This is a genomic window from Pontibacillus sp. HN14 (genome assembly GCF_021129245.1).
In the GTDB taxonomy this organism is placed as follows: Bacteria; Bacillota; Bacilli; order Bacillales; family BH030062; genus Pontibacillus.
Window position 1 is genome coordinate 1 of the sequence record NZ_JAJOLR010000008.1, and the last position, 12,788, is coordinate 12,788.

11 protein-coding genes and 6 tRNA genes are annotated in these 12,788 nt (G+C 41.2%); 15 read left to right on the top strand and 2 right to left on the bottom strand.

Going from position 1 to position 12,788, the window contains the following annotated elements:
• Nucleotides 1-80: 80 nt before the first annotated feature.
• The 7 genes from LQ226_RS18645 (at nt 81) to rocF (ending at nt 1,767) form a co-directional block, all read left to right on the top strand.
• Nucleotides 81-157 (top strand) — tRNA-Thr (locus tag LQ226_RS18645).
• Between the two features lie 73 nt (nt 158-230).
• Nucleotides 231-316 (top strand) — tRNA-Tyr (locus LQ226_RS18650).
• A gap of 4 nt (nt 317-320) precedes the next feature.
• A tRNA-Gln gene (locus LQ226_RS18655) sits at nt 321-395 on the top strand.
• Between the two features lie 9 nt (nt 396-404).
• Nucleotides 405-480: transfer RNA gene (locus LQ226_RS18660), tRNA-Lys, on the top strand.
• Between the two features lie 35 nt (nt 481-515).
• Nucleotides 516-590: transfer RNA gene (locus LQ226_RS18665), tRNA-Gly, on the top strand.
• A gap of 7 nt (nt 591-597) precedes the next feature.
• A tRNA-Ala gene (locus tag LQ226_RS18670) sits at nt 598-670 on the top strand.
• Nucleotides 671-867: 197 nt separating this feature from the next.
• Nucleotides 868-1,767, top strand: a complete 900-nt coding sequence (rocF, locus tag LQ226_RS18675) for an arginase (protein WP_231419567.1) — start codon at nt 868-870, stop codon at nt 1,765-1,767.
• Nucleotides 1,768-1,821: 54 nt separating this feature from the next.
• On the opposite strand, the gene LQ226_RS18680 is transcribed toward rocF, so the two are convergent.
• Nucleotides 1,822-1,974 (bottom strand): aspartyl-phosphate phosphatase Spo0E family protein, encoded by a 153-nt coding sequence (locus tag LQ226_RS18680; protein WP_231419568.1) that lies wholly within the window; start codon nt 1,972-1,974, stop codon nt 1,822-1,824.
• A gap of 206 nt (nt 1,975-2,180) precedes the next feature.
• Here LQ226_RS18680 and sigW point away from each other — a divergent pair, with 206 nt between their 5' ends.
• From sigW to glmS, 6 genes are all read left to right on the top strand, one after another.
• The gene (gene sigW / locus LQ226_RS18685; protein ID WP_231419569.1) at nt 2,181-2,744 is read left to right on the top strand and encodes an RNA polymerase sigma factor SigW; all 564 of its coding nucleotides are present in this window, start codon (nt 2,181-2,183) and stop codon (nt 2,742-2,744) included.
• Nucleotides 2,745-2,758: 14 nt separating this feature from the next.
• Nucleotides 2,759-3,370 (top strand): anti-sigma factor family protein, encoded by a 612-nt coding sequence (locus LQ226_RS18690; RefSeq protein ID WP_231419570.1) that lies wholly within the window; start codon nt 2,759-2,761, stop codon nt 3,368-3,370.
• Between the two features lie 170 nt (nt 3,371-3,540).
• Nucleotides 3,541-4,374 (top strand): diadenylate cyclase CdaA, encoded by an 834-nt coding sequence (gene cdaA / locus LQ226_RS18695; RefSeq protein ID WP_231419571.1) that lies wholly within the window; start codon nt 3,541-3,543, stop codon nt 4,372-4,374.
• Nucleotides 4,367-5,596 (top strand): CdaR family protein, encoded by a 1,230-nt coding sequence (locus LQ226_RS18700; protein WP_231419572.1) that lies wholly within the window; start codon nt 4,367-4,369, stop codon nt 5,594-5,596. The genes cdaA and LQ226_RS18700 overlap by 8 nt, the downstream gene beginning before the upstream one ends.
• Nucleotides 5,597-5,636: 40 nt before the next feature.
• Nucleotides 5,637-6,989, top strand: a complete 1,353-nt coding sequence (glmM, locus tag LQ226_RS18705) for a phosphoglucosamine mutase (RefSeq protein WP_231419573.1) — start codon at nt 5,637-5,639, stop codon at nt 6,987-6,989.
• A gap of 508 nt (nt 6,990-7,497) precedes the next feature.
• A complete protein-coding gene (gene glmS, locus LQ226_RS18710) occupies nt 7,498-9,303 on the top strand; it encodes a glutamine--fructose-6-phosphate transaminase (isomerizing) (RefSeq protein ID WP_231419574.1) in 1,806 nt (601 codons plus the stop codon).
• A 278-nt stretch (nt 9,304-9,581) separates the two neighbouring features.
• On the opposite strand, the gene thiD is transcribed toward glmS, so the two are convergent.
• Nucleotides 9,582-10,406: a bifunctional hydroxymethylpyrimidine kinase/phosphomethylpyrimidine kinase gene (gene thiD, locus LQ226_RS18715; protein WP_231419575.1), complete on the bottom strand. Its 825-nt coding sequence runs from the start codon at nt 10,404-10,406 to the stop codon at nt 9,582-9,584.
• A gap of 269 nt (nt 10,407-10,675) precedes the next feature.
• Between thiD and LQ226_RS18720 the strand changes: the two genes are divergently transcribed.
• On the top strand, nt 10,676-11,707 hold the full coding sequence (locus LQ226_RS18720) for a putative 2-aminoethylphosphonate ABC transporter substrate-binding protein (protein WP_231419576.1): 1,032 nt from the start codon (nt 10,676-10,678) through the stop codon (nt 11,705-11,707).
• A gap of 55 nt (nt 11,708-11,762) precedes the next feature.
• Nucleotides 11,763-12,788, top strand: a complete 1,026-nt coding sequence (locus LQ226_RS18725; protein ID WP_231419577.1) for an ATP-binding cassette domain-containing protein — start codon at nt 11,763-11,765, stop codon at nt 12,786-12,788.

The window sequence follows — 12,788 nt, forward strand, 5'->3', positions numbered from 1 at the left end:
AGCTCAGCTGGGAGAGCACCTGCCTTACAAGCAGGGGGTCGGTGGTTCGAGCCCGCCATCCTCCACCATTTATTTTTTCTGCCGACCTAGCTCAATCTGGCAGAGCAACTGACTTGTAATCAGTAGGTTGGGGGTTCGAGTCCCTCGGTCGGCACCAGCAAGTTATGTTCTAAAAAATAAATAACCCTTGCATATTAAATTGCATATGTGGTATACTATTCTTTGTGTTTGGAGGGGTAGCGAAGTTGGCCAAACGCGGCGGACTGTAAATCCGCTCCCTCTGGGTTCGCAGGTTCGAGTCCTGCCCCCTCCACCATTTTTGGCCCATAGCCAAGCGGTAAGGCAACGGTTTTTGGTACCGTCATGCGCTGGTTCGAATCCAGCTGGGCCAGCCATTATACGAAGAGCCATTAGCTCAGTTGGTAGAGCATCTGACTTTTAATCAGAGGGTCGGAGGTTCGAATCCTCCATGGCTCACCATTTTCACATTAACTTTGTTGATGTGTTTTTCGTTTGCGGAAGTAGTTCAGCGGTAGAACACCACCTTGCCAAGGTGGGGGTCGCGGGTTCGAATCCCGTCTTCCGCTCCATATAAACGGGGCCTTAGCTCAGCTGGGAGAGCGCCTGCTTTGCACGCAGGAGGTCAGCGGTTCGATCCCGCTAGGCTCCATCACAACCCTTAAGTCTTGATGACTTAAGGGTTTTTTATTTGTCTTAGTTTAGGTTAACAAAGCATGCTGGCTAATTATAAGAAAATTCGATAAAAACGGCTTTATTTTCGTATATATATACAGATTTATGTCCAGTTGAGTCATTGTCTGAACTGTGTCTACAATAGATGTAGAGTCAAAGGAGGATGATGGGACAATGAATCGTAAATTATCAATTATAGGGGCACCAATGGATTTAGGACAAAATCGCAGAGGGGTAGATATGGGACCTAGTGCTCTACGCTACGCGGGAGTAATTGAACGATTAGAGCGTTTAGAATATGATATCGAAGATCTGGGAGATGTGCATATCCCTCGGCCCAACCGAAAAGAAGTTCAAGAAGATCATCTAAGGAATTTAAAAGAGGTTGCTGAAGGAAATACCAACCTTGCTGAAGCGGTAGATCAGGTAGTAACCGAAGGTCGATTCCCGTTAATTATTGGAGGAGATCATAGTATTGCGATTGGGTCTTTGGCTGGTATTGCAAAACATTATGACAATCTTGGTGTAATTTGGTATGATGCTCATGGGGATTTAAATACAGGGGATACATCCCCTTCAGGAAATATTCATGGTATGCCATTAGCTGTAAGCTTAGGGATTGGTCATGAACGTTTAACGGGTATCCATGGATACACGCCAAAAATTAAACCTGAGAATATCGTTATTATAGGAGCACGCTCTCTTGACGAGGGTGAAAAGCAATTAATTAAAGAAAAGGGAATAAGGGTATATACCATGCATGAGATTGATCGTATGGGAATGCCGGGAGTGATTCAGGAATCAGTGGAGTACTTGAAGGATCGTACTGATGGAGTTCATCTAAGTTTAGATCTGGACGGATTGGATCCTAATGAAGCACCGGGAGTAGGGACACCTGTAATGGGTGGAATGAGCTATAGAGAAAGCCACTTAGCAATGGAAATGTTTGCAGAAGCTAACTTTATTACTTCAGCGGAATTCGTTGAGGTGAATCCGATATTGGATGAGAAGAATAAAACGGCGACTGTTGCAGTCGGTTTGATGGGTTCGTTATTCGGAGAGAATTTAAAATAGAACGATAGAAAAGTGAGCGAAACAGCAGCTTATTCTCATAAGTTGCTGTTTCCGTTATTTATTTTTTCTTGCTTCATATTCATTAAGTAAACCATCTAACCGGGAGCTTGCTTCAATGACCTCTTGAGATGATAAAGGTAAGCTTGAGCTTAGCTGAATCATTTCATTTCTACACATTTCAATCTCATTTAACAATTCTTTCAACATTCTATTTCCTCCTTACTATAACCTAAGTACTATACTATAGTTGTATATATCCTATTTATATAAAGTTAAACCTCTCATTTTAAAAAAATGCAAATGTATAACTTTTGTACATATAATTTCTTTTTTATTTTTTTAATTGATTTTGAAACCTGGTCGTAGGTTTATTCGTATGTAGAATGACCGCAGATCTAGCGGAGGTATAGTACATGGAGATATTTATTAAACAAAAGATTAAAAAAGTAAAAAAAGGTGATCACTCAGCCTTTGAAGATGTAGTGACGTTTTACCAAAATAAAGTTTACCAAATATGTTACCGGATGCTTGGGAATGCTCATGAAGCAGAAGATATTGCTCAAGAAGCTTTTATACGAGCCTATACGAACATCCACTCTTTTGATGAGAACCGAAAGTTTTCTACTTGGTTATATCGGATTGCGACCAATTTATCCATTGATCGAATACGAAAGAAGAAACCAGACTACTTTCTGGATGCTGAGGTGAAGGGTACTGAAGGCTTAAACATGTACTCGCAAATTTCAGCTGACGAAGCGCTGCCAGAAGAAGAGGTGGAAAGCTTAGAGTTGCAGGAATATATTCATCATGAAATTCTTCAACTTCCTGCTAAGTATCGTTCTGTTATCGTCCTTCGATATATAGATGAGCTTTCATTACAAGAGATTAGTGACATTTTGGACATTCCGGTCGGAACTGTAAAAACGAGAGTTCACCGAGGACGCGAAGCGCTTCGTAAGAAACTTCGTCACGTGTAAAGGAGTGATGGGAAATGAAGTGTGCAAATGACGTTATTCAGTTAATGCATAAACATTTAGACGATGGGTTAAACGAAGAAGAGACAAAACTATTAAAACAACACCTTCAACAATGTGATGATTGCCAATCCCATTTTCATGAATTAAAGAGAACAGTAGCCATGGTTCAAAGTACAAGTGCGGTTCAAGCTCCGCCTGATTTCACGGCAAAGGTCATGGGAAATCTGCCTAAAGAAAAGAAACGTTCAGGTTACAAGCGGTGGTTCAAAGCCCACCCTATGATTACAGCAGCTGCGATTTTCTTTATTTTGATGTTTAGTGGCATTTTCTCTACTTGGAGTCAGGATCAGCAATTGAGCGTTTCAAAACAGAAAGATATAGTGATTCAAGAGAATACGGTCATTGTACCTGAAGGGAAAACCGTAGAAGGCGATCTTGTAGTGAAGAATGGTAATTTAAAGGTAGAAGGTAAGGTAAATGGGGATGTAGTCTTAATCAATGGGGACCACTTAAAGGCATCCGCCGGTGAGGTTACTGGGGAACTTAATCAAGTGGACCAGATCTTTGGGTGGATGTGGTATAACATCAAGAAGACGACAAAAGATATTTTTTCATTTACTCAATAAAGGCCATCTAAGTCTAAAGTCACTTTTATAGTGACTTTTTTTATTTTGTTTAATTGGAGCGTTTTAGTGTTATTTTTACTATAAAGATGTATGCTATAATAAAACTATTGTGAATTTGTTACATATGTTTATAACGTAAATGAAGTCAAGGATAAGAAGGAAGTGTAGGCATGCTTGATGGGGGATTGAATGTTCAATTAGATGGATTGAAATACATTCGAATTATTATTGATGTAGCCCTTGTCTGGTTTGTTTTGTATAAATTAATCATGTTGATTCGTGGCACCAAAGCTGTGCAGTTGTTGAAAGGGATCTTTGTGGTCCTTGGGATATGGCTTGTTAGTTACTTTCTTCAGCTTAGTACGTTAATGTGGTTAATGTCCAAAGCGATGACATGGGGTTTTCTTGGTGTGATTATCTTGTTCCAACCAGAGCTAAGAAGGGCGCTCGAGCAGCTCGGACGAGGTAGTTTCTTTGCCAGGAATTCGAATAGTGAAGAAGATTCAATGAAACGAACAGTTGAAGCAATTATTAAATCTTGTAATTACATGGCAAAACGGCGCATAGGCGCTCTTATTACAATCGAGCGGGAAACAGGAATGGGCGATTACGTAGAGACAGGGATTCCTATTCAAGGTCGGTTATCAAGTGAGTTATTGACCAATATTTTCATTCCTAATACACCTTTACATGATGGTGCCGTTATTATTAAACAAGATGAAGTAACGGCTGCCGCTTGTTATTTGCCCCTTTCAGAAAGCCCGTTTATCTCAAAAGAGTTAGGAACGAGGCACCGTGCTGCAATGGGAATCAGTGAAGTAACTGATGCATTAACTATTGTGGTTTCTGAGGAGACAGGAGGCATTTCCTGTACAAGAAACGGAGAATTGCACAGAGGTTTAGATGAACAAGCTCTCCGGGAAATTTTGGAGAGGGAATTAGAACGAGCGCCGAAGGCTCCTAGCTCAAAGAATTGGGATTGGAGGGGGAAAAAAGATGGATAAGTGGTTAAGAAGTCCGTGGTTCATTCGAGCGATTTCTTTAATATTAGCACTCCTCTTATACGCCTCGATAAACCTTGATGATGGGCAATCGAGTTCTGATTCTATCTTTCTTGAAGGCAATGATAAAATTGCAGCTATGAATAATATTCCTTTACAAGTAAAAATGAATGAGGAAAAATATGTAGTGAAAGAAGTGCCATCGAGCGTCACTGTCACTGTAGAAGGACCGAACTCTGTAGTGACGAGAACTGTCATGCAAAAGACGTTCGAGGCATACATCGATTTAGAGGGTCTTGAGCTTGGCCCTCAAACCGTGCCAATCCAGACTCAAGGGATCTCGAATCAGCTATCCGTCTCTATAGATCCGCAAGAAGTTAATGTGGTTCTGGAGAAACGGTCTTCAAAAGAGTTCCAGGTTGGCGTGGACTACATACACCGTGACACGATTAAAGAAGGGTACCAGCTAGGTACACCGGAAGTATCACCAGCTCAGGTTGATATTATAGGGTCTGAGACAGAGGTTTCCAAAGTATCTCTTGTAAAAGCAATTGTAGATGTACAAAACGCTGAGAGTGACATTACGAAGAAGGAATCTCCTGTAAAGGTTTATGATGAACAAGGGAACGAGCTTAATGTAGTGGTAGAGCCGAGCACTGTTAAAGTGACGGTTCCCTTATTACCTCCAAGTAAAGAGGTCCCTGTAACATTTGAACCTAAAGGAGAACTCGCTAAAGGATATCGTCTTGTTGGAATTGAACCAGTTCCGGAATTTATCGCTGTCTATGGTTCACAAGATGCTCTGAAGGGTGTTAGCGCTTTTGTTGATATCGAGGTAGATGTCTCCGATCTCAAAGAAGATACAACTTTAGACGTGGACCTTCCTTTACCTGATGGGATTGAAACAATGAAGCCAGAAACGGTAGGGGCAAAGGTAGACGTGGAGCAAATTACAGAAAAAACGTTTAATGATGTAACCATTAACGTGAACAACTTGGAATCAAGTAAAAATCTAACATTTATTACACCAGAACAACAGGTTATTGATTTGACTTTAACAGGTACAAAAGAGGAGTTAGAAAACATTACAAAAGAAGATTTCGAAGTTTTTATTGATGTTGGACAGCTCGTCAATGGTGAAGCAAACGTACCGATAGAAGTAAATGGACCTGAAAGTATTGAATGGCAAACAAGTAACGACGAAGCTCTAATTCGTATAGAGTAGTAAATACCTCATTTGCCTAGAGTGAAGGAGCGATTGAATAATGGGAAAATATTTTGGTACAGATGGTGTGCGAGGCGTAGCCAACCAGGAGCTAACACCAGAACTAGCATTTAAAGTAGGAAGATTCGGAGGCTACGTGCTAACGAAAGATACACCAAGACCTAAAATATTGGTAGGCCGTGATCCGCGTATTTCGGGTCAGCTACTTGAGAACGCTTTAACAGCAGGATTACTATCAATTGGTGCGGAGGTTATGCGCCTTGGGGTTCTCTCAACTCCGGGGGTTGCTTATTTAACGAAATCAATGGGCGCAGAAGCAGGAGTTATGATTTCAGCTTCTCACAACCCAGTTGAAGATAACGGAATTAAGTTCTTTGGGCCAGATGGATTTAAGTTAACCGATGAACAAGAAAATGAAATTGAAGCGCTAATGGATCAAGAAACAGATGAGCTACCTCGACCGACTGGTGGCGATGTTGGTATTGTTAATGACTACTTCGAAGGTGGTCAGAAATACATGCAATATCTGAAGCAAACGATTGATTATGACTTTGATGGATTACATGTGGCTCTAGATTGTGCTCATGGTGCTACATCTTCCATAGCCCCTCATATCTTCGCAGACTTAGAAGCGGAACTTTCCACAATGGGTTCATCACCAGATGGCCTGAACATTAACGATGGAGTCGGCTCTACAAGTCCGGAAGCTTTGCAATCCTTTGTTAAGGAAAAGGGTGCTGATATTGGTTTAGCATTTGATGGCGACGGAGACCGCTTAATTGGGGTTGATGAGAACGGAGCCATTGTAGACGGAGACCAAATTATGTTTATTTGTGCGAAATACTTAAATGAACAAGGTCGTCTTCGTCATAACACAGTTGTATCTACTGTAATGAGTAATATTGGTTTCTATAAAGCTGTTGAAGCAAACGGTATGAAGAGTGATAAAACAAACGTAGGCGATCGCTATGTATTAGAAGAGATGCGCCGCGGGGACTATAGCCTTGGTGGTGAACAGTCCGGTCACATTATTTTCTTAGACTACAACACAACAGGAGATGGATTGCTTTCAGCACTTCAGCTTGTAAACGTCCTAAAAGAAACGGGCAAACCATTATCCGAATTAGCAAATGAAATGAAGAAGTACCCACAAGTATTAAAGAACGTTCGTGTCATTGATAAACAAAAAGTCATGACAAATCCTCGTATTACTTCTGAAATTGAAGCGGTTGAAGAAGCGATGGGAGATGAAGGACGCGTGCTTGTACGTCCTTCAGGGACAGAGCCACTTGTGCGTGTTATGGTTGAAGCTCCTACAGAAGAGGACTGTGAGAAATACGTCAACCAAGTTGTTGAAGTCGTTCAAGCGGAGTTAGGAATGAAAGAAGACTGATAAGAATGCGCAGGAGGCACGTTATGTGTCCTTGCGCATATTTTATAGGGAAGATCTTTACTGTTGTAACAAACCTGTAATGGATTAGACATTGACCCTGTAAGAAGAAATAGAGTAAAATTAATTTTGTTCCGTCTAATTTTTCTAACTACGTTTAATGTAGTGACGTAACGGATACTATCCTTAAGTGTGTGCAAATAAGGAATACCGTTTTGTAGTAAAAGAGGAGGGGGAGCAAATTAGAAGAAATGGATAACTAAAGCGCCTGGACTATCTTCTGTTCGGAAGGAAGGTAGTTGACGAGGAGGAGGTTCATCGAGTATCGGCGGATGCCTCCCGGTTGGGTTCACCTCAATCGTAAGCTTTTATCCTAAAACAAAGGGGTGACCCTTTGCACAAAGGATCAAAGCAAGGTGAAAAGAATGTATTCATGAGAAAGGGGCAGATCAAGCCCCGAACAACCATCGGAACGTTGATTTGCCCCTTATTTTAAGGAGGAAACAACGATATGTGTGGAATTGTAGGATATATTGGAACACAAGATACAACAGAGATTTTATTACAAGGCTTAGAGAAGCTTGAATACCGAGGATATGATTCGGCTGGTATTGCAGAATTAAACAATGATGGTGTTCATGTGACGAAGGTTAAAGGACGCATTGCTGCACTTCGTTCAGAAGTAGAGAAGAAAGACATCGAATCAACAATGGGAATCGGTCATACACGCTGGGCTACCCATGGCGCGCCAAGCTATGAAAACGCTCACCCGCATCAAAGCGCGTCTGGCCGCTTTACGATTGTTCATAATGGTGTGATCGAAAACTACGAAGATGTACAACGCGAATACCTGGGCGACGTTGATATGAATAGTGAAACGGATACAGAAATCATTGTCCAGCTTGTCGAGAACCTTTATAACGAAATGGGAGATGTTCAAGAAGCTTTTCGTAAAGCAATCTCCTTGTTAAAAGGTTCATATGCTGTTGGCATTATTGATGCTCAGAATCCAGACGTTATTTATGTAGCCAAGAATAAAAGCCCACTCCTTGTCGGTTTAGGGGATGGTTTTAATGTTGTATCTAGTGACTCATTAGCGATGTTGAAAGTCACCGATCAATTTGTTGAATTAGAAGACAAAGAAATTGTGCTTGTTCGTCGTAATGAGGTGGAGATTCAGAAATTAGATGGTACACAAGTTGATCGTGAGCCTTTTACAGCTGAACTTGATGCTAGTGACATTGAAAAGGGTACTTACCCGCACTTCATGTTAAAAGAGATCGATGAACAACCATTTGTCATTCGTAAAATCATCCAAGAATATCAAAATGAAAATGATGAAATTAAATTAGATCCAGAAGTACGTCAAGCTATGATGGATTGTGATCGTGTGTACATTATTGCATGTGGCACAAGTTATCATGCTGGTTTAATCGGAAAACAGTTTATTGAAAAGCTGGCGAAGGTTCCGGTTGAGGTTCATGTAGCGAGTGAATTCTCATATAACATGCCTCTTCTTTCAGAAAAGCCACTATTCGTCTATATCTCTCAGAGCGGAGAGACAGCGGATAGTCGTGCCGTCCTGGTTGAAACGAAGGCAAAAGGACACCCAGCCCTAACGATTACAAACGTACCTGGTTCTACCCTTTCTCGTGAAGCGGATTATACGCTACACTTACATGCAGGTCCTGAGATTGCTGTAGCTTCTACGAAAGCCTATACAGCACAAATGGCTGTTTTAGCAATTCTTGCTGTAGATACAGCTAAAGCCAAAGGTTTAGAACTAGAGTTCAACCCTATGAAAGAATTAGGTATTGCAGCAAACGCAATGGAAGCTCTTTGCGATCAAAAAGAAGAGCTTGAACAAATTGCTGCTGATTATTTATCAACAACAAGAAACTGCTTCTTTATCGGCCGTAGCCAAGACTATTATGTTGGTCTAGAGGGAGCTCTTAAACTTAAAGAAATCTCTTATATTCAAGCAGAAGGGTTTGCCGGTGGCGAATTGAAACACGGAACGATTGCCCTTATTGAAGAAGGGACGCCGGTTGTGGCGCTTGCGACACAGGAGAATGTGAACTATTCCATTCGTGGTAATGTGAAAGAAGTTGCTGCACGTGGGGCGAAGCCTTGTGTAATTAGTATGAAGGGGTTAGATCAAGAAAATGATGCATTTGTTATTCCTCAAGTGCATGAGCTCTTAACGCCTCTTGTATCGGTTGTACCGATGCAGCTGATTTCCTATTACGCTGCTCTTCACCGTGACTGTGACGTGGATAAACCGCGTAACTTGGCTAAGAGTGTAACGGTTGAATAAATAACAATAACGCATGTGGTCTCAAGTTGAGGGCACATGCGTTTTTTATATGCTTAATAAAGAGTAGGAGATGAGGATGTAGACTCGATGTTGAGAGAATGTCTCCGTTTGCTTTAATTGGGTGTAAGGCGGGCCTAGAAACCATTCACAGACATAAAGGTCCAATCTATCTCAACTTCGACTCTTCCGTGTAAGGGGGCTTGTATGGAAGAGTCTGAATCATATGTAGAACAAATAAAAAAAGAGCTTGAATCACCATCCAAGCTCTTTTAGGTACATTATTTCGTTGTTACTGAAACTTCAATCTCGTTAGCATCGCCTTTTTGGTAAACAGGCCCTACATATTCGTTAAGAGGGAAGCCTTCTTTTACAGCCGCTGTGATGAAGGCTTTAGCGGATTTGATGGCTTCGATTACATCTTTACCGTTTGCGAGTTCAGCTGTGATCGCTGCTGCATAGGAACATCCTGCTCCGTGGACATTTCCAGTATCAAACTGCTCAGTCTGAATATAGTGGAATGCTTGTCCGTCGTAAAGAAGGTCTGTTGCCTTGGTTTCATCTACAAGCGTTCCAGCTTTAATCAGAACGTTTTGAGCGCCAAGTTCATGGATCGTTTTAGCTACATCCTCTAATTGTTCAACTGTTTCAATGCGGCGAATTCCTGCTAGTTTGGCAGCTTCAAAAAGGTTTGGAGTTGTCACTTTAGCATGCGGTACAAGGGATTCACGCAGGCTTTCAAGGTTTTCAGGGTGAAGGACATCGTCTGTGCCTTTGCAAACCATGACAGGGTCGATTACGACATCTTTAATACCATTTTGTTTAATAACCTCTCCTGCATGTTCAATAATGCCAGGGGAGCCAAGCATGCCTGTTTTTACGGCATCTATTCCTAAAGACATAGCTGTTTTTAGTTGTTCCTTAACGGTGGAAAGTTCCATCGGAAATACATTGTGAGCCCAATCGTTCTCTGGGTCCATAGCTACAATCGTAGTTAAAGAAGAAATTCCGTATACTCCGTGCTGATGGAATGTTTTTAAGTCAGCCTGGATTCCGGCTCCTCCGCTACTGTCTGATCCTGCAATTGTAAGGACTTTCTTTCTCATCTGTTTATTCCCCTTCCATTCTTAGGTGTTTTCTTTATTTTAACGGTATTTTGTGCATTTTTAAAACAATTCGTTTAACTAATTTCAACAAACCAACTAAAACAACAAAAAGACAACAAAAAACACATCATTAATGTTGGGTTAATATGCAATTAACAAATGATGATTATAGTAGAGGTGTAGCAAACATTAGGAGTAATCCTTTGAGAAATGGCTTGTCCGGAGGCCAGAAAGTATTGCTCGTAAATCATCTAAGGAGGAACAAACACATGAAGAAAATGATGTTGATTGTTGTGGCTTTATCTATGCTTTTTGTAGCGGCTTGCTCAAGTGGAACAGCTGAAACAAAGGAAGAGATTACGGTGTATACCGCGCTTGAAGATGACATGATTCCTACGTACTTAGAGTCTTTTAAAGAGAAATATCCTGATATTAAAGTAAATATAGTTCGCGATTCAACTGGTGTCATTACGGCAAAACTTCTTGCAGAAAAGGACAATCCTAAAGCTGACGCTGTATGGGGTCTTGCAGCTACAAGTCTTCTGGTAGCGGATCAAGAAGGCATGCTTGAAGGATATGCGCCAGAAGGAATTGAACGTGTAGGGGACGCATACAAGGGTGATGGTGAAACACCACACTGGGTAGGAATTGATGCTTGGATGACTGGGATTTCAGTAAATACAGTTGAAATAGCAGAGATGGGGTTAGATATTCCACGTTCTTACGAAGACTTACTAGATCCTCAGTACAAAGATTTAATTGTCATGCCTAATCCAGCTTCATCTGGTACAGGGTTCCTTACGGTTTCTGCTCTTATGCAAACGATGGGCGAAGAAGAAGCGTGGAACTACATGGATAACCTTCATAAGAATATAGGAATGTATACGCACTCTGGTTCGAAGCCAGCTAAATTAGCAGGTCAAGGAGAATATCCCATCGGTATCTCCTTTGGTTACAGAGGAATTACACAAGCTGAAAAAGGCGAGCCCATTAAAACGATCTTCCCAGAAGAAGGTTCAGGTTGGGATCTAGAAGCAAATGCTCTAGTGAAGAAAGAAGATACAAAGCCTGCAGCAAAGAAATTCTTAGATTGGGCGATCTCTGATGAAGCGATGAAAGAATACAGTGAGAACTTTGCGATTACAACGGTACCAACAGATAAGCCAGTGCCAGAAGGCTTTCCTCAAGATCCTACGGAACAGCTGATCGAGAACGACTTTAACTGGGCTGCAGAGAATCGTGAAATGATTCTTGATCAATGGACAAAGAAATATGACGGAAAGAGTGCCCCTGAAGAATAAGTAGGGGAGCTCTTCCTCTTCTATTCAATTATTTCTTAAGAGGAGTGGGCATGTAATGGAGCATTTAAAAGTTAATGGAGTGTATAAGAATTTTGGGGAATTTACAGCTTTAGAAGACGTTTCTTTCTCTGTAAATAAAGGAGAGTTTGTCTGTCTTTTAGGTCCAAGCGGATGTGGTAAGACGACATTACTTCGAATCATCGCAGGCCTTGACCAACCGAACAAAGGGTCTGTGATGATGAATGAAAAAGATATTACGCACTTGCCGCCAGCTAAACGAAATTTCGGAATTGTGTTTCAGTCGTATGCGTTATTTCCAAACTTAACGGCATTCCAAAACATTGCGTATGGATTAAAGACTAGAAAGATGAGAAAGCGTTCAATCCGAGACAAAGTTTACGAAACGCTAAGACAAGTAAACCTTGAGCATATTGCCGATCGCTATCCAGCGCAGCTATCGGGTGGACAGCAGCAAAGAGTTGCATTAGCTCGTGCCCTTGCCCTTTCTCCTGACTTCTTGCTTTTGGATGAACCATTATCTGCTCTTGATGCAAAAGTTCGTGTAGAGTTACGGAATGAAATGAAGAGGCTTCAGAAGCAACTTGGGATCACAACGATTATGGTTACGCATGATCAGGAAGAAGCGTTGTCCATGGCAGATAAAATGGTGGTTATGAATAATGCGGAGCTTGTTCAGGCTGGGTCTCCTCAGGAAGTGTATGAGTATCCACTAACTCCATTTGTTTCTGATTTTATTGGAACAGTTAACTTTCTAGAAGATGCTTATTCTTTACGCGCGATTAGACCTGAACATGTTGAGCTAAAGAAAGATTTATGGGAAAACTCTATTCCGGTATCGATCGAAAACATGGAGTTCCGTGGTGGTTTTTACAGAATGATGCTTAAAAATAAGGTAAATAAACAAGCTAGGTATCTATTTGCTGATGTATCAGCTGAAGAATATAAGAAAGAACAATACGAACTTGGACAAACCATTTATATGAAGTTTCAGGAAAGCGGCATGATGCATTTCAAAGATTACCCTGTTCGCTCTAAACCATTGGTTTCATCAATAAGTTAG